19 protein-coding genes are annotated in these 21,419 nt (G+C 62.2%); 6 read left to right on the forward strand and 13 right to left on the reverse strand.

Annotated elements, in window-relative coordinates; translation table 11 throughout:
* Positions 1-15: 15 nt before the first annotated feature.
* The gene (locus tag ACTHNZ_RS16825; protein ID WP_440543718.1) at positions 16-1,413 is read left to right on the forward strand and encodes an MFS transporter; all 1,398 of its coding nucleotides are present in this window, start codon (positions 16-18) and stop codon (positions 1,411-1,413) included.
* Positions 1,414-1,474: 61 nt separating this feature from the next.
* Here the strand turns inward: ACTHNZ_RS16825 and ACTHNZ_RS16830 are convergent, their stop codons facing one another.
* Positions 1,475-2,398, reverse strand: coding sequence for a LysR substrate-binding domain-containing protein (locus tag ACTHNZ_RS16830; protein ID WP_440543670.1), 924 nt, complete (start codon positions 2,396-2,398; stop codon positions 1,475-1,477).
* 116 nt (positions 2,399-2,514) lie between these two features.
* Between ACTHNZ_RS16830 and ACTHNZ_RS16835 the strand changes: the two genes are divergently transcribed.
* Entirely contained in the window at positions 2,515-3,783 is a 1,269-nt protein-coding gene (locus tag ACTHNZ_RS16835; protein ID WP_440543672.1) for an MFS transporter, read from the forward strand.
* A 247-nt stretch (positions 3,784-4,030) separates the two neighbouring features.
* Positions 4,031-5,242 (forward strand): winged helix-turn-helix domain-containing protein, encoded by a 1,212-nt coding sequence (locus ACTHNZ_RS16840; RefSeq protein WP_440543673.1) that lies wholly within the window; start codon positions 4,031-4,033, stop codon positions 5,240-5,242.
* Between the two features lie 201 nt (positions 5,243-5,443).
* Here the strand turns inward: ACTHNZ_RS16840 and ACTHNZ_RS16845 are convergent, their stop codons facing one another.
* From ACTHNZ_RS16845 to ACTHNZ_RS16855, 3 genes are all read right to left on the reverse strand, one after another.
* A complete protein-coding gene (locus ACTHNZ_RS16845) occupies positions 5,444-6,292 on the reverse strand; it encodes a hypothetical protein (RefSeq protein WP_440543674.1) in 849 nt (282 codons plus the stop codon).
* A 665-nt stretch (positions 6,293-6,957) separates the two neighbouring features.
* Positions 6,958-8,154, reverse strand: a complete 1,197-nt coding sequence (locus ACTHNZ_RS16850; RefSeq protein WP_440543675.1) for an AAA family ATPase — start codon at positions 8,152-8,154, stop codon at positions 6,958-6,960.
* Between the two features lie 53 nt (positions 8,155-8,207).
* Entirely contained in the window at positions 8,208-9,002 is a 795-nt protein-coding gene (locus ACTHNZ_RS16855; protein WP_440543676.1) for a hypothetical protein, read from the reverse strand.
* 897 nt (positions 9,003-9,899) lie between these two features.
* Here ACTHNZ_RS16855 and ACTHNZ_RS16860 point away from each other — a divergent pair.
* Positions 9,900-10,529, forward strand: coding sequence for a helix-turn-helix transcriptional regulator (locus tag ACTHNZ_RS16860; RefSeq protein WP_440543677.1), 630 nt, complete (start codon positions 9,900-9,902; stop codon positions 10,527-10,529).
* A gap of 51 nt (positions 10,530-10,580) precedes the next feature.
* Here the strand turns inward: ACTHNZ_RS16860 and ACTHNZ_RS16865 are convergent, their stop codons facing one another.
* The 6 genes from ACTHNZ_RS16865 to ACTHNZ_RS16890 form a co-directional block, all read right to left on the reverse strand.
* Positions 10,581-10,988: an asparaginase domain-containing protein gene (locus ACTHNZ_RS16865; RefSeq protein ID WP_440543678.1), complete on the reverse strand. Its 408-nt coding sequence runs from the start codon at positions 10,986-10,988 to the stop codon at positions 10,581-10,583.
* Between the two features lie 92 nt (positions 10,989-11,080).
* On the reverse strand, positions 11,081-12,283 hold the full coding sequence (locus tag ACTHNZ_RS16870; RefSeq protein WP_440543679.1) for a porin: 1,203 nt from the start codon (positions 12,281-12,283) through the stop codon (positions 11,081-11,083).
* A gap of 38 nt (positions 12,284-12,321) precedes the next feature.
* Positions 12,322-13,680 carry a dicarboxylate/amino acid:cation symporter gene (locus ACTHNZ_RS16875; protein ID WP_440543680.1) on the reverse strand — a complete coding sequence of 453 codons (1,359 nt, stop codon included), beginning with the start codon at positions 13,678-13,680 and terminating at the stop codon, positions 12,322-12,324.
* Positions 13,681-13,750: 70 nt separating this feature from the next.
* Positions 13,751-14,365 (reverse strand): 3-isopropylmalate dehydratase small subunit, encoded by a 615-nt coding sequence (gene leuD / locus ACTHNZ_RS16880; RefSeq protein WP_440543681.1) that lies wholly within the window; start codon positions 14,363-14,365, stop codon positions 13,751-13,753.
* Positions 14,362-15,774, reverse strand: a complete 1,413-nt coding sequence (gene leuC / locus ACTHNZ_RS16885; RefSeq protein ID WP_440543682.1) for a 3-isopropylmalate dehydratase large subunit — start codon at positions 15,772-15,774, stop codon at positions 14,362-14,364. The genes leuD and leuC overlap by 4 nt, the downstream gene beginning before the upstream one ends.
* Before the next feature lie 32 nt (positions 15,775-15,806).
* Positions 15,807-16,697: an alpha/beta fold hydrolase gene (locus ACTHNZ_RS16890; RefSeq protein ID WP_440543683.1), complete on the reverse strand. Its 891-nt coding sequence runs from the start codon at positions 16,695-16,697 to the stop codon at positions 15,807-15,809.
* Between the two features lie 91 nt (positions 16,698-16,788).
* Between ACTHNZ_RS16890 and ACTHNZ_RS16895 the strand changes: the two genes are divergently transcribed.
* The gene (locus tag ACTHNZ_RS16895) at positions 16,789-17,721 is read left to right on the forward strand and encodes a LysR family transcriptional regulator (protein ID WP_440543684.1); all 933 of its coding nucleotides are present in this window, start codon (positions 16,789-16,791) and stop codon (positions 17,719-17,721) included.
* Between the two features lie 54 nt (positions 17,722-17,775).
* Here ACTHNZ_RS16895 and catC read toward each other — a convergent pair whose 3' ends face one another.
* The 3 genes from catC to ACTHNZ_RS16910 all read right to left on the reverse strand — a co-directional run bounded on the left by catC (position 17,776) and on the right by ACTHNZ_RS16910 (position 20,291).
* A complete protein-coding gene (gene catC / locus ACTHNZ_RS16900) occupies positions 17,776-18,054 on the reverse strand; it encodes a muconolactone Delta-isomerase (protein WP_440543685.1) in 279 nt (92 codons plus the stop codon).
* A gap of 81 nt (positions 18,055-18,135) precedes the next feature.
* The gene (locus ACTHNZ_RS16905; protein WP_440543686.1) at positions 18,136-19,263 is read right to left on the reverse strand and encodes a muconate/chloromuconate family cycloisomerase; all 1,128 of its coding nucleotides are present in this window, start codon (positions 19,261-19,263) and stop codon (positions 18,136-18,138) included.
* Between the two features lie 104 nt (positions 19,264-19,367).
* The gene (locus ACTHNZ_RS16910; RefSeq protein ID WP_440543687.1) at positions 19,368-20,291 is read right to left on the reverse strand and encodes a LysR family transcriptional regulator; all 924 of its coding nucleotides are present in this window, start codon (positions 20,289-20,291) and stop codon (positions 19,368-19,370) included.
* 172 nt (positions 20,292-20,463) lie between these two features.
* Between ACTHNZ_RS16910 and catA the strand changes: the two genes are divergently transcribed.
* Positions 20,464-21,399, forward strand: coding sequence for a catechol 1,2-dioxygenase (gene catA / locus ACTHNZ_RS16915; protein WP_440543688.1), 936 nt, complete (start codon positions 20,464-20,466; stop codon positions 21,397-21,399).
* Positions 21,400-21,419 lie beyond the last annotated feature (20 nt).

The following is a 21,419-nucleotide window of genomic DNA, read 5'->3' on the forward strand; positions in this document are numbered from 1 at the left end:
CAGCGCCGCTTGTCCATGCCGCTTGCCATCAAAGCCTTCATCGCCCCGCTGATCGTGGCCTGCGCCATGTTCATGGAAAGCGTCGACGGGAACATCATCGTCACGGCGTTGCCGTCGATGGCCCGCGACTTCGGCAGCGACCCGGTCGCGCTGAAAGTGGCGATCACGAGCTATGTCGTCGGGCTCGGCGTGTTCATTCCGATTTGCGGCTGGCTGGCCGATCGCTTCGGCGCCCGCACGGTCTTCCGAACGGCGATCGGAATCTTCGTCGTCGGTTCCGTGATGTGCGGCTTCGCGCGCTCGCTGCACATCTTCACGCTCGCGCGTTTCCTGCAAGGGATCGGCGGCGCGATGATGGTGCCCGTCGGCCGCATCATCATTTTTCGCGCGGTGCCCAAGACCGAGTTCGTGCGGGCCATGAACTACCTGAGCCTGCCTGCGATGTTCGCGCCGGCCGCGGCGCCGCTGCTCGGCGGCTTCATCACCACGTATTTGCACTGGCGGCTGATCTTTTTCATCAACGTGCCCGTCGGCATCCTCGGCATCTACCTGACGAATCGCCATATCGTCAACACGCACGAGCCGCATCCCGGTCCGCTCGACTGGTTCGGCTTTTTGCTGTCGGCCATCGGCGGGTCGCTCGTCATGCTCGGCCTATCGCTGATCGGCAGCGAACTCGTCTCCGACCGCACCGCCTATGAAATGTCCGTCACGGGTGCGCTGCTGCTCGCGCTGTACGTGCTCTATGCGCAGCGCGCCGAGCGGCCCGTGCTCGACCTGCGGCTCCTGAGCGTGCCGACGTTCCGGGCGAGCGTGCTCGGCGGTTCGATGTTCCGCATCGGGCTCGGCGCCGTGCCGTTTTTGCTGCCGCTCGCGTTGCAGGAAGGCCTCGGGATGTCGGCGTTTCAATCGGGCGCCATCACCTGCGCTTCCGCGTTCGGGAGCATGTTCATGCGCTCGCTCACGTCGTCGGTGCTGCGCAAGTACGGCTTTCGCACGGTGCTCATTTACAACGCCGTGTTTTCGGGCATCGCCATCGCCGCCTATGGCGCATTTTTTCCGGGCACGCCGGTATGGGTGATGTGGGTGGTCGTGCTGCTCGGCGGGTTCTTCCCGGCGTTGCAGTTCACTAGCTTGAATTCGATGATCTATGCCGAGATCGGCAGCCAGGACGTCGGCCGTGCCACGAGCTTGGGCAGCGTGGTGCAGCAGATGTCGCTTGGGCTAGGCGTGACCGTGGGCGGGATCGTGCTGCAGATCTCGCGCGATCTGCACGGCCACGCGCACGCCCTGTGGTCCGACTTCTGGCCGTCGTTCCTCGTGGTCGGCCTGTTCTCGCTCGGCTCCATTCCTATCACGCGCAAGCTGGCACCCAACGCCGGCGATGAAATCGCGCGTGGTTCGCGCGGATAGCCCGCCACGCATACACGCAGCGGCCTAGCGCGGCAACGTGACGCGCGTGGCGGCGCGCCGTTCAAGCTGCGATGCCACTTGCCTCGATCCCGGCATGGCCGCGGACCGCATCGACGACGATCGCCGCCAGTTGCTCGACGGGTGCCGCCGCCGCGCTCGACGCACGCAACAGCGATAGACCGAGCGAAGGCAACGCCGGCAAACCGTAGCCGGCCGGATCGAGCGTGCGGACGGTGGACGGCAAGCCGTACGAAGTGCGCACGGTCATCCCGAGCCCCGCCGCCGCCGCGGCCCATAAGCCCGCGAGGCTCGGGCTCGTCACGGCCACGCGCCAGGCGATGCCGGCGCGATCGAGCGCATCCGTCGCGAGCGAGCAGAGCATGCACGCCCCATCGAATAGGACGAGCGGCAGCGGCTCGCCCGCATCGGGCGACCATTGCAGCGCATCGGATCCAATCCAATGCAACGGCGGTTTCGCCACTTCGACGCTGGCGCCGGCCACGCGCCGCGCTTGAAGCGAAAGGTTGAGATCGTCCCACACTAGCGCGAGATCGAGCTCGCCGGCATCGAGCCGCTCGGTCAAGTCGGCGTTGCGCGCGACGCGTGCTTCGATGCGCACTTTCGGATGCGCGCGAGCGAACCGGCCCAGAACGCCCGGGAGCAACGACTCGCCGAAATCCTCCTGCAGCCCGAGACGGACCCAGCCCTCGAGATCCGTGCCGCGTGCGGCGACGACCGCTTCATCGTTGAGCTCGACTAAGCGCCGCGCGTAGCGAAGCATGACCTCGCCGGCATCCGTGAGCCCGAGCCCGCGGCCCGCTTTGCGGAACAGCGGCGCACCCACCTGTTCTTCCAGTTTTCTGATTTGCGCACTGACCGCAGAGGTGGAACGGCCGACTTTGTCCGCGGCTTTAGCGAAGCTGCCCAGGTCCATGCCCATGACGAAGCTGCGCAAGGCCGCGACATCGAAGTTCGTTTGGCTCATGAATCACCAATCATCCTGTATTTTCGAACGAAAACATCAAAATTATCTGATTTTCAGGATGATCATAGAATGCGAGACTGCGTCCGTCAAACGTCATCAGTCAAACGGAGCAATCCATGGACACGCGATATCTCGTCACGACGCAGGGGAAGACGCTCGGCGCGTCGCACCGGTGGAAAGTGCTCACGGTCGGCGTCGCGGCGAATGCCGGGTTCTCCGCGGCGGCCGCTGGCATCCCGACGACGGCTATTTGGATGCGCACCGGTTACCACTTCGACAATGCGCAACTCGGCGTCGCGTTGGGCGCCACGGGCCTCGGCATCGCCCTATCGGAATTGCCGTGGGGCCTCGCCACCGATCGGTTCGGCGACAGGCCGGTATTGATCGCCGGGATGCTGGGGACGGCGCTCGCGCTGCTGTCGATGGCACTGTTCGTCGTGCCGACGGCCGGCTCGATTCCGGCGTTGCCCGTGCTCGCAGCCGCGATGGCGTTGGTCGGGCTGCTCGGCGGGAGCGTCAATGGCTCCAGCGGCCGGGCCATCATGAGTTGGTTCAAAGAAGGCGAGCGCGGCATCGCCATGAGCATCCGGCAAACAGCCGTGCCGCTCGGCGGCGGCATCGGTGCTTCGCTGCTGCCGTGGCTCGCTTCGACGCACGGCTTCGCGGCGGTCTATAGCGCGCTTGCGTTGCTGTGCGCCGTGCCGGCGGCCTTCGCCATACGTTGGCTTCACGAGCCGCCGAATATGGCCACCACCTCCCCCACCACCTCCGCCGGCTCCGGACCCGCGACGAAGACCGGTGCCCCTGCACAACGCAGCCCGCTGCGCGACATGCAAATCTGGCGCGTCGCAGTCGGCATCGGCGTACTGTGCATGCCGCAGTTCGCCATTCTCACGTTCGCGACCGTCTTTTTGCACGACTTCGGCCGACTGGGCACGGCGGGCATCAGCACGACGATGGCCGCCGTGCAACTCGGCGCCATGGTCATGCGAGTATGGAGCGGGCGCCACACCGATCGTCGCGGCAATCGCCGCGGCTACCTGCGCGGCTCGACGGTCGTTGCGGCCGCCTCGTTCGCCGCGCTGGCGGGTGCCGTGGCGCTTGGGCACGCGGCGCCGATCGCATCGGTCATCGGATTGATCGTGTTCGCCGGCATTTGCGTGTCCGCGTGGCACGGGGTGGCTTATGCCGAGCTCGCGAGCCTCGCCGGGCCGGCACGCGCGGGGACGGCGCTCGGAATGGCGAACACGATCGTCTATGTTGGGCTGTTCCTCGTGCCGCTGTCGCTGCCTCACCTGCTGGCAGCCAGTTCGTGGACGATGGTGTGGTTCGCGGCAGGCTTCGTGGCGCTGGGAGTTTATCCGTTGTTTCCGCGGGCGCGCTGACAGCCGGGGATCGTCTCGGCATGAAAACAATAATTTCATATTTTGGCAAAAACAGAAACTATTATTTTCTTTTGTTGACCGCCGAGGAGCGAACGAGGAGGGGGAGGAGTCGATCGCAAACCGAAGCTTCGAAACGCTAGGCGTTATACCGAAGCCGGATAATTTTGGATAACGACGCTCGATGCACATCGAACGAAGGCGGTGTACGCTGCCGCATCACGTCACGCGCATAAAGCCCTCCCAACCGATGACGACGCTTTCGATCGCCGCCGCCCGCACCCTTCACCTCGCCGCCCAAGGGTTTCTTTCGCCGCCGCGCCGCAAGGCCGTCAAGGACGACGTGCTCGCGGCGATTCGGCGCATGGCGCAATTGCAGATCGACACGATCCATGTCGTCGCACGCAGCCCGTACTTGGTGCTCTTCAGCCGGATCGGCCCGTACCCGCCGCAGTGGCTCGACGAGCACCTGGCGGAAGGGCGGCTATTCGAATATTGGTCGCACGAGGCCTGTTTCGTTCCGATCGAGGACTATGGCCTGCTGCGTCATCGCATGCTCGATCCGAGCAACATGGGATGGAAATACGCAGCCGATTGGCACCAGCGTTACAAGGACGATATCGATCGACTGCTCGATCACGTGCGCGAAAACGGCCCCGTGCGCGCGGCCGACTTCGAGCGCGAAGCCGGGCGCGGCAACGGCTGGTGGGATTGGAAACCCGAAAAGCGGCACCTCGAAGTCCTCTTCACGCTCGGGCATTTGATGGTGGCCGAACGGCGCAACTTTCATCGCGTCTATGACATCGCCGAGCGTGTGCTGCCGCGCTGGAACGATACGCGTGACCTGCCGGCAGCCGAGACGGTGCAGCCCACGCTCGTCGCACGCACATGCCGGGCGCTCGGTGTCGCCCGTGCCGATTGGATCGCCGATTACTATCGGATCGAGCGGCGCAAATACACGGCCGAGCTCCATGCGCTGGCCGATCGCGGCGAGGTGATTCCCGCGCGCGTCGAAGGATGGAAAGAGGACGCGTTCGTATCGAGCGAATCGGCGCCGCTGCTCGATGATGTCTTGGAAGGCCGCTTACGCTCCACGGTGACGACGGTGCTTTCCCCCTTCGATCCGGTGGTTTGGGATCGCAAACGCGCGGCCATGCTGTTCGATTTCGATTATGCGATCGAATGTTATACGCCGGCGGCCAAGCGCAAGTATGGCTATTTCTGTTTGCCGATCTTGCATCGAGGGCGATTGATCGGGCGCGTCGATGCGAAGGCCCATCGTGCGCAGGGCGTGTTCGAGTTGAAGTCGTTTCATTTGGAGCCCGGGTTGCGCGTCAGTGCAACGATGCTGGCCGACGTGCGCCGGGCGCTCGTGCGCTGCGCCGAGTGGCATGGCACGCCGCAACTCGCGGTGGGGTCGGCGCCGCGGGAGATTGCGCGGGCTCTACTGGCCCAACCTTAACTAGCCTATGCCGCGAGTCCCGCTCCCGACCAGTTTTGCCGAACGTACTCGCGCCGCTTCATGCCAGCGCCGCTGCATATGACGGAGTTGAGCCTCGCTCGACGACGAGCAGGTGGTCAGCACGGCGAACACACTCTGATGGTCGTCCGTTGGAGGCAGGGCGTGACGGGAGGCTCACCCACCACAGATCACCGCCCTCCACTATTGCATGTTTTTTCCGACATACATGATCTGTACCGTACCGGCGCCGACATCAAACCGTTCGAACGCGCCCGCATGGCGAGCATAGACATTGGCCTGCTTACCCGCGAACGCGAACTGCTTCGTCGGTTCACCGAGCTTCGCCCGCACGCTGTCGAAGCTATCGCCCAGGTGCACGCCATCGACCTCTCCCGAGTACGGCATCACCATCCGTGCAGCATAAAGTTGTCCCGTGCCGTCAAAGAAGCACGACAACCCTCGCGACGGCTGCGCCTCCGTGGCACCGGCAACCGTCGACCGCACGGGATGACGAGGGGCCGTCCGGCATTCCTGGCCACGCGTTTGCAACATGTCGTCCGTCGACGACGCTGGCCGGTTCGTTGATACAGCCGGCTCGCTTGCCGCGGCAAGCTGGCTTGCGGCAACCGCCGCATCGTATCCGCTTGGCTGCGCCGCATTGAATGCCGCGTCGACTTTCGGCCAGAACGTTTGAGCCCAGGACTTCAACTTCTCGACGTAAGCCACCTTTTCGGGAAAACGCCCGATATTGGACGGATACCAATCCGAGTCCGAATAGGACACCACCTCGTTCGAACGAATGCCTGCGCTGTCAGGGCTAAACAGATAGCTGGCCTGCAGCAAGCCCCACCTCTCCGCGCGATGGAATTCCACGGAGATTAAATCCTGCGGGTACGTCACGCCCTTGGCCGCCATGTCGCCCGCGGCGATTCGGTCCAACTGCGCAATGTGCACCCCTCGATCCGCCCATTGAAGAAACGGCGGCGTATACAGATTCAACATAAACCAACACGCCTGATGCCCAAATGGCGTCATCGCGGCAACGTCCATCGCGTTGTAGCGCGGATTGCCAGGCACGCATCCCGGCACACTCGGAAACCCCGCCCCCGGTAAGTCGACGCTCTTGAGCACGAACACGCGCAATCCGGCAACCAGGCGCCGACGTTCGATGTGCCCAAGGAACAAGCCCAGTCCTGGGGCCTCCGGCTTCCCGACGCGGATATTCGCGAGCACCGCCCACTTGCCCGGCGGCAGCGGTATGTGAAATCCGTTGACGTCGACCGAGCCACTATAGGTGCGCCCGAGTAAAGCCGGATCGAGACCGGACGAATCCGGTGCCGTCGATTGTCCGGGCACCGCGAGGGAGATCGCAGCATTGGCCGCGGGAACCGAAGGAAGCGACACGCTGCGCTGCGGCACCGACGGGACAGTCGCGGCCAAAGCCGGCTGTGGCTCTTTCGCACTAACGGGCGGTGTGGCTTGCGGGGTTGCCGGCATCGCTTGGGTTGCCTGCGCGGCGACAGGCGAGGGCTTCGGCGTCACGTAGACGACTTGCTCTGGCAATACGGGACGGCCGCTGCCAGTGCCGAAATCGGGCGGGCAAAGCACGAATAGCGCCGTCAGCCCAAACGCCAGCAACAGGCACATTCGCCACAAAAACGCGCGGCGCCATAGCAGCACTAGCGCAGCGATCGGGGAAGGTCTGGGAAGAGCGTTCATTGTTCCGGACGAGCGATGATTTTTCCGTGCTCGGAGATGAGTGCGACTCGCTGATCGCCATTGCGTTTCGCATCGATGAGCGTATCGGCGATCGATTCCTCGACGGCTCGCACCAGGTCACGCGAGGACGCGCCCGTGCCAAGCTTCTGTTGCCGCTCCATCATGTCCACGAGAATATCGGGATCAATCCCGCCTTCCACGACGTCAAGACCGTAGCTTTTGATCATGGCTTCGATCTCGAGCGCCGTCACGCGAGCGATGTCAAGGCCGGACAATCGCTGGAAAACGAAAAACCGATCGATTCGGTTCAGCACCTCGGGAGCAAAGCCGGCCTCCTTGAGCGCATTCGTCGATGCTCGCCGCAGTTCGTCGGGATCGTGGGCAAACGTCACGCTCAACGCGTGCAGCGCATCCGTGGCGGCGTTCGTCGTGAGAATGAAGATCGCGTCGGTCGTCGCGATTTGCCGACCATCGGACGCCTCGGTGACGAACCCATCGTTCCACGCCGTCAAGAAGTTCTTATGGATCTCGGGATGAGCTTTTTCGATTTCGTCGAGCAGCACCACCGCATTGGGCGTATCCCGCAAAGCCGCCGTGAGCTTGCCGTAGGTATCCGAGCCAACGTAACCCTTCGCAGCGCCGAAGAGTTGCGTTGCCCCCTGCCCGCCGCTCGAGAACTGCGTCATGTCGAAATGCAGCAACTTGCGTTGCAGTTCGGTCGCAAGACATTTAGCCAAATACGTTTTTCCGGTCCCGGGCGGGCCTGCCAACATGAAGACGCCCACGGGCTTGCCGCGCTGCTTGAGCGCAAGGCGCCGACGAATTTGTGCGGCCATGTCGTCGCAGACAGCATCTTGGCCAATGACCTTGCTCTTGAGCGCCGCGGCAAGCTGCTCGGCATCGATGATGACCGACTCGGGGCTCTTGGCGAGCTTTTGCTCGAGCACTTTCCGGTTGGTCAATCTATCGAGCGCATCCATGATCCAATTCCTTTTAGCGACAGCCGGTTGATGAGCCGCTTGCCGTTCATGAAAATAGCCGGCAAAAGTGGCAAGCCAGAAAAACGCAGCGAATCCCAGAATCATCCACGCGTGCCCCTGCGCGAAGCCGGCGAACGCATCGCGATGACGCCCGAGCCACGTTGTGCTCGGGCCATGAGCGAGCCAGAACTGCGCAACGACGACCAGTGTCATGGCCACCATTGCCACTGGCATCAGACGCGTTGCCAGCGCCGTGAGCCTTTGCATCACGATGCCCTCACGTTCAAGTTCAGCACCTCGCCCACACTCATGATCGGCAACACCACTTTGGCCGAGCCCGAGGCAAGCCCCACCGTAATGCCGCCGCCATCCCCATCGCGCACGCCGACCAGCCGTATTTGCCCGTCGGGCGGAACGGGCACGGCGAACGTGATACCGCGCTTGGTCAGCGTGACCGTGCGAGCATAGCCGCCACACTCGACGCGAACGGCATCGCCGTCCTCAATATCGGAATCCCATAACGTTATCCAAGCGAGACGGGCAAGCTTCTGCCTTTGAGCGAAAGATTGCATGGCAGCACGATTATTCGGATCGTTCGAATTACTTGATTTGCTTGGTGCCGTCTCGCCAACACGTTGAGTTCGAGCCGTTCGAGCTCGAGCCGTTGAGGAAGTAGCGACGGCCGCCGACGCAGTCACGGCGCCGGCGTCCTCATTGCTGGCGAGTGCTTGCCCGCTCACCGCGCCAAGCAACGACTCACGCATACTCGGCGGCAAGTTCATGCTCTGCACCGCGCGCGCTCGATCATCGTCAGCCACGATGGAAAGCGGCATTGCACCAAGCCCGGCGAACGCATCGATGCGCCGCTGCCGTTCGGCGTCACTGACGTCATCTCCATGCGTCGGCGGCCACAGACCTGACGAGCCCGCGAACCGAACGAAGCCAGCCGCACCGCCGACTACCATTGCGGCCGCAACGATCGATCTGATCGCAACGCGGCGGGACATTTGCATCTTTGGCTGCTCCGCCTTCTCTAGCGGCAACCGTTCTGGAGGACTCATTGCCCAGCCTTTCTCTTTCTTGTTCAGTCGATATTTGCCCCGCTGCGGCACATGCCCGGCCAACCTCGTAATACGTCGTAATGACTACCGAAGTCATCGAAGGATGGAGCCTTAGCGGGATTACCGGAGCAATCCACCGATGACTGACAGCAAACGTTACACGTCACCCCTGGACGGTAAGCATCACCCTAAGATCGGCTGTCTGCACGCACGAGGTCAAGCATGAGGCGGCATATGAACAGATAAGCCGCAGAGCCGGCTAAGGATACACTGGTTGATGACGTCATTGGCGGCATCGAAACGTGGGACGCTGCCGACCCCGATCTAGACAAAAGCGACCTGCTTGGGCTCGCCATGCACCCCCTCGACCTACGAACATACGGCGGTGAGGAAACGCTTACGGCCTGATCGAGACCAACAGCGTACCCCCCGCATTCGTCGAGGAAACGCTGCGCATGGCAACGCGTCACCAACCGAATGCGCGGCCATTGCCCGAGGCCGTCCACCGTCTTGCCCAATACCCTCAGCGCGACGTCCAGTTGCGCTGCGCCCCTCCCATCCATGAGTACCTCAGCCCAGGCTCGGAGCCGGAGCAGCGCTAGGTGTTTACACCTATGATACATTTCATTTAACTCTAGATAATCTTTCCAGCAAGAGGGGTTCCCCTACGGAACGAATCGATCCCCGCCCCCGAGCCGGTTTGCCGATCGCCACGCTACGCCGCCTGGCTGGATTCGGCGGATGCCACAGGCATTCCTGATACGTAGCCTGATCTGAGAATTTGCGATGCAAGACTCTTTCTATCTCGATCCCCAGACCGGGCGATTATCCCAAAGCGCCCCTCGTAGCGTGAAGGGAAGCAAGGTTTCGAGCGAACCTACCGTTGAGTACAGACAAATGACCAAGAAATCCCCTCCCGAGCATGAAGTATTGCTCGAACAAGTCAAGCAAATAGCGAAAGGGTTGAGCGATACCTTTGCGCCATTCTGCGAAGTCGTGGTTCACGACTTGACCGACCCCAAGCATGCCATTCTCGAGATCCACAATAACTTGTCCGGCCGGAAGGTTGGCGACCCGGCGACCGAGCTCGGCCTAGCACGTATCGCGGATCCTGCGTTTCCGCAAATCCTCTCGAACTACGCGAATCACTTTTCCGACGGTCGCCAGGCTAAAAGCACTTCTATCGGCGTGAAGGACTCGCGCGGAAAGTATGTCGCTGCGTTGTGCATCAATGTCGATTTGACATTGTTCCGCTCCTTGCAGAGCACCATGGCGCAGTTCATTAGCGTAGATGCCTCGGCCGAGAGAGAGTCACTGAATCCCATCGGTGCCGAAGCGCTTCGAGCTCATATCGATCAGTACGCAGCCAAACTCGCCACGACGCCACGCCTTCTCAAACCGGAAGAAAGACGATCTTTGCTTCGTGAGCTAAAAGAATCGGGCTTCATGGACGTAAGGCGCGCAATGGATATCGTTGCGCGCCATCTCGGCGTTTCGAGAGCAACGGTATATACGGATGCCAGGTAGTGCCATTGAGCTTGCCCGCCTCTCCGGTCGATGGGCTGCTCCGCTGAATACTTACAGTCGACAACATCGCCATTGTCGATAACTTCGATAGGAGACCCCGTAGGCATGCTCGCCGTCCAGCAAATCAACAAGGCCGGCAATCTGGTCATCGGCGGTCAGAAGGTGATTTGCAGCGTCTGCCAGATTGCGCGGACCATCGGCATTGGCACTGCCACCGGGGATCGCAGCGCCGGTCAAAACGACAGGCCGTTCACGATCGAAAAGCAGAGCGGCGGCATAGGCGACGTCTTCCATCGCGTCCGTCCCGCAGCACATGACGAAAGCTTCGCTCTTCCTATCTTGCCGCATGACGTCACGAGCTCGGCAAAGGGACGCGAAGGTCAGGTCGCAGCTATCGACAGGATCGATGTCGTGTCCGATCCAGTCTGCTTGGCCGCTCGACGAAAAAACCAGTCCCATCAAATTATCTGAAATTGGACGATACGTCTAGGCGAAACTGGCTCAGCAAGCCGCATAATGCGGCGAGCGTGAGGCATTGCGCAGACAGACTTTCAAAACTTCGTGCGCATGCCCATTTGAGCGGCGATCTGATAACGGCCACCCGCGCCGGTCGGCCCGCCGACCGCGTCGATCGCGGCGACCGCGGCACCGCCCGCCGCCTTCTGCCATACGACGGCGGCGTATAGGTCGGTTCGCTTGCTGACGGAGTAGTCGGTTCCTACGTTGATCTGGAGCCAGCGCGGATGCGTCGTCGTTGCGACATTCGCTATCCCGCCTGCCCCATCGACGAACCCATCGCTGTAGATCGCGGCGATGCCCGTCACGAGCGACGGTTGCAGGCGCCAGGATAGATTCGCTTCGATGTTGTGAATGCCGAACGACGAGCGATCCATGTAATCGAGCTTGCTATGGCTGTAGATCAACCCTGCGGTCGCCTTCCCGAACTGATAGGCCGCTCCCGCCGCTACGACGGCCTGACGCGCGACTGGTCGTACATAGAAGATATTCGTTGCACTCGTGTAGTCGCCTGCCACCGCGCCGTTGACGTTGGTGCCGTTCGCATTTCCCGACGAAGGATTGTCCACGAGCAGATATCCGGCGCCAGCGGAAAAGCCGCCCATGCGATAGCTCGCGCCTACGCTCCACGCGCGATCGTTGGCAAAGCCGGTGCCGCTGCCGCCGCCCGCCTGGTTGCTGAAGCCATACAACGCGCCCAGCGTGAAGCCCCGCCACGTCCGGCTCGTGTACTTCAGCGAGTTATTGATGCGAAACGCGTTGTACAGATTGTCCGCGTCGCCAACGTGAGCGCCGTATTGCGTGCCCCACTGCTTGGCCGATGTAAAGGGACTGACGAAATCCACTACGGTATCGTATTGCCGGCCGAACGTGACCGTGCCGAAACGCTTATTCGATAAGCCGACGTATGCCTGCCGTCCGAATAGCCTGCCGCCTTGAAGCATCGATCCGTTCGCAACGCTGAATCCATTTTCAAGCACGAAGATCGCCGCATTTCCGCCGCCCAGGTCTTCGGTCCCGCGTAATCCGAAACGCGAGCCGCTGCCCACGCCGGACGTGAGTTGAAACTTGTGGCCGCCGGTGCCGCCGAGCGCGGCGGCGACATTGTTCGCATAGCCGATGCCCGCGTCGATCACCCCATACAACGCCACGCTGTTCTGCGCGTATGCCTGCACCATGGGCGCAAGCGCGAGCGCCGTTCCTGCCGCCAGGCCCAGCGGCCAGGTGGTTCTCTTCATCGTCGTCTCCTCTTGTGAAATGCGTGAGCGTGAATGCGTTATTGCATCTGCGTGGATGCCGGTTCGTCGTAGTCCAGCGACGCTGTCGACGTTTCTGTCAGCCGTGCTTCGTCGAGGTCACGCGTACCCCGGTTTTCCAGCGCATTCTTCAGCTTCGCGCGATCGAGCTGCCCTTCCCAGGCGCACACGACGATGGCGGCAACGCCATTGCCGATGATGTTGGTCAGCGCACGGCATTCGGCCATGAAGCGATCGATGCCGAGAATGAGGACCATCGCCGCGACGGGCACGGTCGGCACGACTGACAGGCTCGCCGCCAGCGTGACGAAACCGGCGCCCACCACGGCCGTGGCGCCCTTGGAGGTGAGCATCGTCACCGCGAGCAGCGTGAGCTCCTGCGTGAGCGTGAGATGCGTGTTGGTGGCCTGCGCGAGAAACAGCACGGCGAGCGTCATGTAGATATTCGTGCCGTCGAGATTGAACGAATAGCCGGTCGGCACCACCAGGCCCACGACCGCGCGCGTGCACCCCAGCGTCTCGAGCTTCCTCATCAGTTGCGGCAGCGCGCTTTCCGAGGTCGACGTACCGAGGACGATGAGCAGTTCCTCCTTGATGAAAACGAGAAACCTGAGGATGCTGAAGCCCGTCAGACGCGCAACGATGCCGAGCACCACCAGCACGAAAAAGCCGGCCGTGAGGTAGAACGTCGCGATGAGCTTGAGCATCGGCAGCAGCGAGACGATGCCGTACTTGCCGACCGTGAAGGCCATCGCCCCGAACGCGCCAATCGGCGCAACGCGTGTGATGATGCCGACCACGCTGAACATCGCCGCCATGGCGGAGTCGATCAGATCGTTCATCGGCTTCGCCCGCTCGCCGATCAGCGACAGCGCGGAGCCGAACAAGATGGCCACGAACAGCACCGGAAGAATGTCGCCGTGCGTGAGCGCACCGAGAAACGTCTCTGGAATCACATGCATCAGGAAACCCAGGACGCCCTCGCCGTGCGCGGCCTTCGACACGTACCCGCTGACGGCCGACGCATCGAGCGACGCAATCGATACGTTGAAGCCCGCACCCGGCTCGATCAGATGGCCGGCGATCAGGCCCGCTGCCAGTGCGAACGTCGAAACGGCCTCGAAATAAAGGATCGCCTTGCCGCCCACGCGGCCGACCGCCTTCATGTCTCGCATGCTGGCAATGCCGCCGACCACCGTGCAGAAGATCACCGGCGCGATGATCATCCTGATCATTTTGACGAACATATCGCCGAGCGGTTTGGCGCTTTCGGCGAGCGCCGGCCAGAAATGACCGGCTACGATGCCGAGCGCGATCGCGCAGATGACCTGCACGTAGAGAATTTTGTAGATTGGGGTGCTTCCGGTTCGCTGTTTCATGTCTCGCTCCATTTCCTGATGTGTCGGTGGCTTGCACGCCACTCTTCGCGCTTGCCGTGGTCAGACGCGTTCAGAACACGGCCGCCCATGGGTGATCCGCGAAATGCCGCTGCTCGAAGGCACGAATGTCGGCTTCGTCCTGCAGCGTCAAGCCGATCGTGTCGATACCCTGCATGATCATGGTCCGATGCCGCTCGCCAAGCGGAAACGCGCTCCGTCCGCCTCCGGGCAACTTGACCGTGAGGGTGTCGATATCGATGTCCACGCGCGTCGTGGGATCGGCCAGCGAACGGGCCACGAGATCGTTGATGAGGGCACGCGGCAATTGAACGAGCAGCAGACGGTTGTTCATCGCATTCGAGTAGAAGATTTCAGCGAAGCTCGGCGCGATGACCGCCTCGAAACCGTATTGCTGAAGTCCCCACACCGCATGCTCTCGGCTCGAACCGCAACCGAAATTGGCCCCGCCGACGAGCACCTTCGCACGACGATAGCGGCTGTCGTTCAGAATCGAGCCAGGTCGCGGCGTGCCGGCGCCGTCATAGCGCAGGTCGTACAGCAAACCGTCTGCGAGCCCGGCCTTATCGACGATGCGCAGAAACTGCTTGGGCATGATCTGGTCGGTATCGAGGTTCTCGACGGGCAGCGGCAACAAGCTGCCCTCGATATGCGTGAATACGCTCATTGCTTGCTTCCCATCTTGCGTACATCGGTGATGCAACCGGCGATGGCGGCCGCGGCGGCCATCGCTGGACTCATCAGGTGCGTTCTCCCACCGCGCCCCTGCCTGCCTTCGAAATTGCGATTGGTGGTCGACGCGCAGCGCTCGCCTTCGGCCAAAACGTCGTCGTTCATCGCAAGGCACATCGAACAGCCGGGCTCGCGCCATTCGAAGCCCGCGTCGAGGAGCACTTGGGCCACGCCCTCTGCCTCGGCCTGTCGCTTGACGCGGCCGGAACCGGGCACCACCATCGCCCGCACCCCATCGGCGACACGTTTGCCGGCCACCACCCCCGCCACCATGCGAAGGTCCTCGATGCGGCCGTTCGTGCACGATCCGATGAAGACGCGATCGATCGGGGTACCGGCGATCGGCTGACGTGCGGCCAGCCCGATATAGTCGAGGGCGCGTTTCGCGGAGGCGGCACCTTCGACGGTGTCGAAATCCTCCGGCGAGGGCACCAGCGCGTCGATCTCCATGGCCTGGTCGGGGCTCGTACCCCACGTCACGCACGGCGCGAGAAGACTGGCGTCGAACTCGAATTGCGCGTCGTAGACCGCACCGTCGTCGCTCTTCAAGGCACGCCACGCCTGCAACGCCTCGTTCCACTGCGGATCGGGAAAATCGGTGTGCGCGCGAACGTAGTCGAACGTGATGTCGTCCGGCGCGATCAATGCCGCGCGGGCACCCGCTTCGACGGTCATATTGCAAAGCGTCATGCGCGCTTCGGCCGACAGGCTATCGAACGTCGAACCAGTGAATTCCACGGCGTAGCCGCGTGCGCCCTGCGCGCCGATGCAGCCGATGATCCAGACGATCAAATCCTTCGATGAAGTGCCGAAGGGCAATACGCCGTCGACGTGGATGCGCATCGTGCGGGCGACGCGGTAAACGAGCGTCTGCGTAGCGAGCACGTGCTCCACTTCGGATGTGCCGATGCCGAAACCCAGCGCACCGAGTGCGCCGTAGGTAGTGGTGTGGCTATCTCCACACAGGATCACCATGCCGGGCCGGACAAGACCCAGTTCCGGCGTGACGACGTGCTCGATGCCCTGCTGCGGATCATTGACGCCCAGGAGCCGGATGCCGCTGCGCGCGCAGTTTCTTGCGAGGTTCTCCGCCTGACGGAGCGACGCGGCATCGCGAATGACGCGAGGGCTATGAGCATGCGTCGGAATGATGTGACTCACCACCGCGAGTTGCTGAGCCGGGCGGCGCACCGGCCGGCCGTGCGTTTCGAGCCCGCTGAACGCCTGCGGACTCGTGTATTCGTTCATGACGTGAAGATCGACGTAGAGCAACACGGTGTCGTCGTCGATCCGCCTCACGGTGTGAGAATCGACGAGCTTCTGATAGAGCGTGCTTTTGGACATGGGAGTCGGACGAGCGGGAGAGTAAGGACGATTCAAGTCGGCATGCCGGCGCGAAGGAACGGCAGCACCCGCTCGAGAAGCGCATCGGGCGCCTCCTCTGCGATGTAGTGCCCGCATGGCAGTGCGCCGCCCTCCACATCGCTCGCCCACTTGCGCCATTCGTGCAGCGGGTCGAAGCATTTCCCGATTACGCCGTCGGCGCCCCAGAGCGCGAGCACCGGGCAGCCAATCTGGTCGCCCGCGGCCAGGCTTGCGCGGTCGTCGACGAGATCGCAACCGATCGACGCGCGGTAGTCCTCGCATATGCCGTGAGCGGTCGCGGGGTCCGACAGGCAACGCCGATACTCCGCGTAGGCTTCGTTCGTAAAGGGTGCGAGCCCAGCGCTGCGGGCGCCGATCGTCTGTCGCAGATAGAGGTCTGGGTCGCTCCGGATCAGCGTTTCCGGAAACGGTGCGGGCCGCACGAGAAAAAACCAGTGCCAGTAGGCGCGCGCGAACTCGAATGAAGTCTGCTCGTACATCGCGAGCGTCGGCGCGATGTCCAAGATCGCCAAGCGCGCGACCGACTGCGGATGGTCGAGCGCCATGCGCACCGCCACGCGCGCGCCGCGATCGTGCGCGAGCACCGCAAAGCGTTCGAAGCCGAGCGCGCGCATCACGTCGATCTGATCGCGGGCCATGCGGCGCTTCGAGTAGTTCGTGTGGTCAGGCGCGCCGTCGGGCTTATCGCTGTCGCCGTAGCCGCGCAGATCGGTCGCGATGACCGTGAACGACTGCGCGAGCTTTGCGGCGACCTTGTGCCATATCGCCTTGGTCTGCGGATGCCCGTGCAGTAGCAGCAGAGCCGGGCCTCGTCCGCCCTTGACGCCGCGGATCGTGATGCCATCGGTCACAGCCGAGAACGGCTCGAATTCAGCAAACATCGTTGCCTCCTCATGTTTTTTGATAGTCTAATTTGTGCTTTGTGCGATAAGGTGTCGCAGAAAGCAAACCGCCCTTTCCCTGAAGGAAACAATGGACAGCATTTCGGATCTCACCGTTTTTGAACTGGTGGTGCGCGAAGGCAACCTCACGGCGGCCGCGAGAGAGCTGGGCGTCACGACGCCGTCGGTCAGCAAGCGGCTGAAACAGATCGAACGCCGTCTCGGTGTGCGTCTGTTGAACCGCACCACGAGACGCATCAGCCTCACGACCGAAGGCGAGGTGTATCTGACGAACGGCTCGCGGTTGCTCGCCGAACTGCATGAACTGGAGCAGATGGTCAGCAGCAGCAGCGTCGAGCCGTCCGGCCTACTGCGCGTCAACGCGTCGTTCGGGTTCGGACGCGCTTATGTGGCGCCCGCGATATCGGCATTCGCACGCCGCCATCGGGCGATGGAATTTCAGTTGCAGCTCACCGATCGCCCCCTGAGCCTGCAGGAGCACGCGTATGACGTCGGCGTTCGTTTCGGCGACGTGCCGGACGCGCGGATCAACGCCCGCCTGCTGCTGAAGAACAAGCGGCTCGTGTGCGCATCACCGCGTTACATCGAAGAACACGGACTGCCGCGCACGCCGCACGACTTGGCGAAACACAATTGCCTCGTCCTGCGCGAGAACGAATCCGCTTACGGCACGTTGCATTTCACTCGCGGAAAAAACGCGGAGACCGTCAAGATCCATGGCCAACTGAGCAGCAACGACGGCGAGATCGTCCTGGGCTGGGCGCTCGACGGCCAGGGCGTCGTCGTGCGTTCGGAATGGGAGATTGCGCCTTATCTCGCCAGCGGAGCGCTCGTTCCGCTGCTCACGGCATGGTCGTTACCCAACGCCGACATTTATGCGGTGTACCTCGAACGTCACCAGCTTTCGGTACGGTTGAGATCGTTCGTCGACTATCTGCAGGCCGATCTGCCCGAGCGCGTGAAGCGCGGGCACGTCGCGCCATGGAGAGCGAATCGGGCGTAAAGGCGCAATGGCTTCTCGGCTCGCGGCTTAATGCGCGAAGCCGAGAGCGCGTCATCATCGAATCGACGACGGATGGCGCGCGAGCGGAGTCACCTGCATCGTCATGTACGGGAACAAGGGCAAGCCCGACAAGATGGTATGCAGTTCGTCGTGCGAGTCCACGTCGAAGACACTGTAATTTGCATACTCGCCGACGATGCGGTGCAGTTGTTGCCATTTTCCCACTCTCTGCAACTCCTGCGAGTAGGCCTTTTCGCGCGCTTTGATTTCATCGGCGGGTGCCGTCGGCATGTCGTGCGGCATGCGCACGTCCATTCTTACCAGATACAGCATGTTTGCCTCCTGAGAGAGATAGCGCTCCTGCGTGCCTGAAGGAGCATCACGTCGATACTTCGTTGACAGGCGTTCAAGCGTTCAAGCCTTCTTGTCGCGACGGTAAAACGCGAGCTTTTCTTCGTCGATTTGCAGCCCGAGCCCTGGACCTTCCGGAATATGCAGATCGAAGTCGCTGTAATGCGGGCGGGCCGTCACGATGTCATCCTTGAGCAACAGAGGCCCGAAAAGCTCGGTTCCCCACGCCAGCTGAGGCAGCGCGCTGAAGCCATGGGCCGACGCGATGGAGCCGATACTGCCTTCGAGCATCGTCCCTCCGTAGAGCAAAACGCCTGCGGCATCGGCGATCGCAGCGGTACGCATCATGCCGTGGATACCCCCGGACTTCGCGATCTTCAACGCGAATACATCCGCGCAGGCATCGCGCACGAGTTCGAGCGCGTCTTCCGGACCCGCGACACCTTCATCGGCCATGATCGGCACGACGAAACGCGCCGCGAGCCGAGCCAGCGCTCCGCGTTGCTCGCGCGGCGTCGGCTGCTCGATGAGGTCGATACCGGCAGCCTCGAGGGCTTCGATACCGGAGGCAGCCTCGACTTCGTTCCATGCCTGATTGACGTCGACGGTCACTTTCGCGCGCTCGCCCAGTGCCGCTTTGATTTTGGACACGTGTGCCACGTCGTCCCGCACGCTGCGACGGCCGATCTTCAGCTTGAACACGTTGTGGCGGCGTTCGGCGAGCAACATCTCCGCTTCTTCAATGTCGCGATTCGTGTCGCCGCTGGCGAGGGTCCAAAGAACGGGAAGGGTCTTGCGCACAGCGCCACCGAGCAACGTGGAGACGGGGACGCCGAGGCGCTTGCCCTGCGCATCCAGCAACGCCGTTTCGATGCCTGACTTCGCGAACCGATTGCCGCGTGCCACCTTGCCGAGCATCAGCATGATCGCGTTGATGTTGTCCGCTTCCTGCCCGATCAACGCCGGAGCCAAGTAGGTGTCGATGGTCAGCTTGATCCCTTCGGGGCTTTCTTCGCCGTAGGACAGCCCACCGATGGTCGTGGCTTCGCCGATGCCCTCGATGCCGTCGCTCGATCGCAGGCGGATGACGACCATGGTTTGTTGCTGCATCGTCGCCATGGAGAGCTGATGGGCGCGAATGGTCGGAAGGTCGACCAGGATGGTTTCGACGGAAGTGATTCGGGCGTTCATACCTGGAAGGTCGAAATGGATAGGTTGCTGCAGTATTGCGCGCGCAACATTCGCCTGTCCAAGACCATTGGCGTCTAGTGCGATACCCGCCAGGTATGACGTGCCTACGGCGCCTTGTCTGCGGAGGGCACGTGGGGGATTTGCTCATCCTCGTACAGGCGATAGACCAGCGCGAGCATCTCCTTGATGTCGCGCGACTCGTCCATCGCGCGCATGCTCATGATGATGGGCGAAACAAGGGTCGGGTCGTCGAGCTCCCGATAGCTGACGTCGTCTCGCTTCAGGCCATAGACGCTGCTTGGAACGATGGAAATCCCCTCGCCGGCAGCGACGAGTCCCAGCGCGATCTGGATTTCCCGAACCTCATAGATTTTTCGAGGCTTGAGCCCACGGTCTTGGAAGGCCGCGAGGACCTGGTCCGCGTAGCTCGGACGCGGAGTCTTCGGATAGACGATGAGCGTTTCGTCGATGAGGTCCCGAAGGGCCGCGATCGGCTTGGCGAGCGCAAGAGGATGCCCGAGCGGGAAAGCGACGATCATCTTCTCTTCCCGAAGGACGACGCGCCGAATGTTTGCGTCTTCCATGCGGATGCGCCCAAACCCTACGTCGATGATGCCGTCCTTGAGTGCCCGAATCTGGTCCATTGTCGACATCTCGTGCAGGCTCAGTTCGACGGTCGGATTCTCGTCCCGGAAGCGCCGGATTATTTTTGGCAACAGCCCGTAGAGCGTCGATGCGACGAAACCGACCGACATGCTGCGCTCGATATTGCCGACTCGCCGGGTCATCGATTCCAGTTCGGACGTCTTCGCCAGCAATTGCACGGCGTGCTCGTAGAAGAACTTCCCCGTCTCGGTGAGTTTCAAAGGGCGAGCATTCCGTTCGAACAGTTGCACGTCCAACGTCTCTTCCAACTGCTGAATCTGACGGCTGAGCGGCGGCTGCGCGATATGGAGCCGCTTTGCTGCGCGCGTGAAGTTCCGCTCCTCGGCCACCGCCACGAAATAGCGCAGATGTCGCAGCTCCATATAATACCTCCTGGATATAGCGCGATACTAAAACAGTGTTGGACTATGCGTTTCTGCGTCCATTATTCTGCCCTCACGCCTATTTCAGCGCCCGATTATACCTTCCGAGCATACCCGGGTCTGTCTGAATCAAGGGTTAACCCCATCAAAAAATAGAGAGTTAGGAGCAGACATGAGCGCCAAAGTTTTCGACTCGAAGGAAGTGCAGGACCTGCTTAGGGCCGCTGCTAACCTCGGAAGCCCGGACGGCAATGCACGCGCCAAGCAGATTACTCATCGTCTGCTCAGCGACCTCTTTGCGGCGATAGACGACCTCGACATGACGCCCGACGAGGTTTGGGCCGGCGTCAGCTACTTCAACAAACTGGGACGAGACGGCGAGGCCGCTCTTCTCGCTGCGGGTCTCGGTCTCGAGAAATACCTCGACATCCGCATGGATGCGCAAGACCGCCAAGCCGACATCCACGGTGGCACGCCGCGAACCATCGAAGGACCGCTGTATGTCGCGGGTGCCCCGGTCCGCGATGGGGTGGCCAAGATCGATCTCAACCCAGATGAAGACGCAGGTCCGCTCATCATTCGTGGCACGGTGACCGGACCCGACGGCAAGCCCGTGGCCGACGCGATTGTCGAATGCTGGCACGCGAACTCGAAGGGCTTTTACTCACATTTCGACCCGACGCGTGCGCAAGACGACTTCAACTTGCGCGGTGCGGTGAAGACCGGTGCCGACGGCAAGTACGAATTTCGCACCCTCATGCCGGTGGGTTACGGCTGCCCGCCGCACGGCGCCACGCAGCAACTGCTGAACTTGATGGCTCGCCATGGCAACCGCCCGGCGCACGTGCACTTTTTCGTGACGAGCAACAAGACCCGCAAGCTGACGACGCAAATCAACATCGAAGGCGACCCGCTGATTTGGGACGACTTCGCTTACGCGACTCGCGAAGAGCTCGTGCCGCACGTGATCGAGAGAACCGGCGGCACCGCGCTTGGCCTCAAGGCCGACGCGTACAAGGAAATCGAATTCAACATCCGGTTGACCCCGCTGGTTCAAGGCCAGGACAACCAGTTGGTGAATCGCCCGCGAGCCGCTGTCTCGGCGTAACGACCCACCTGGCGGCCTGC

It is taken from the genome of Trinickia sp. (genome assembly GCF_051953955.1).
Taxonomy (GTDB): Bacteria; Pseudomonadota; Gammaproteobacteria; order Burkholderiales; family Burkholderiaceae; genus Trinickia.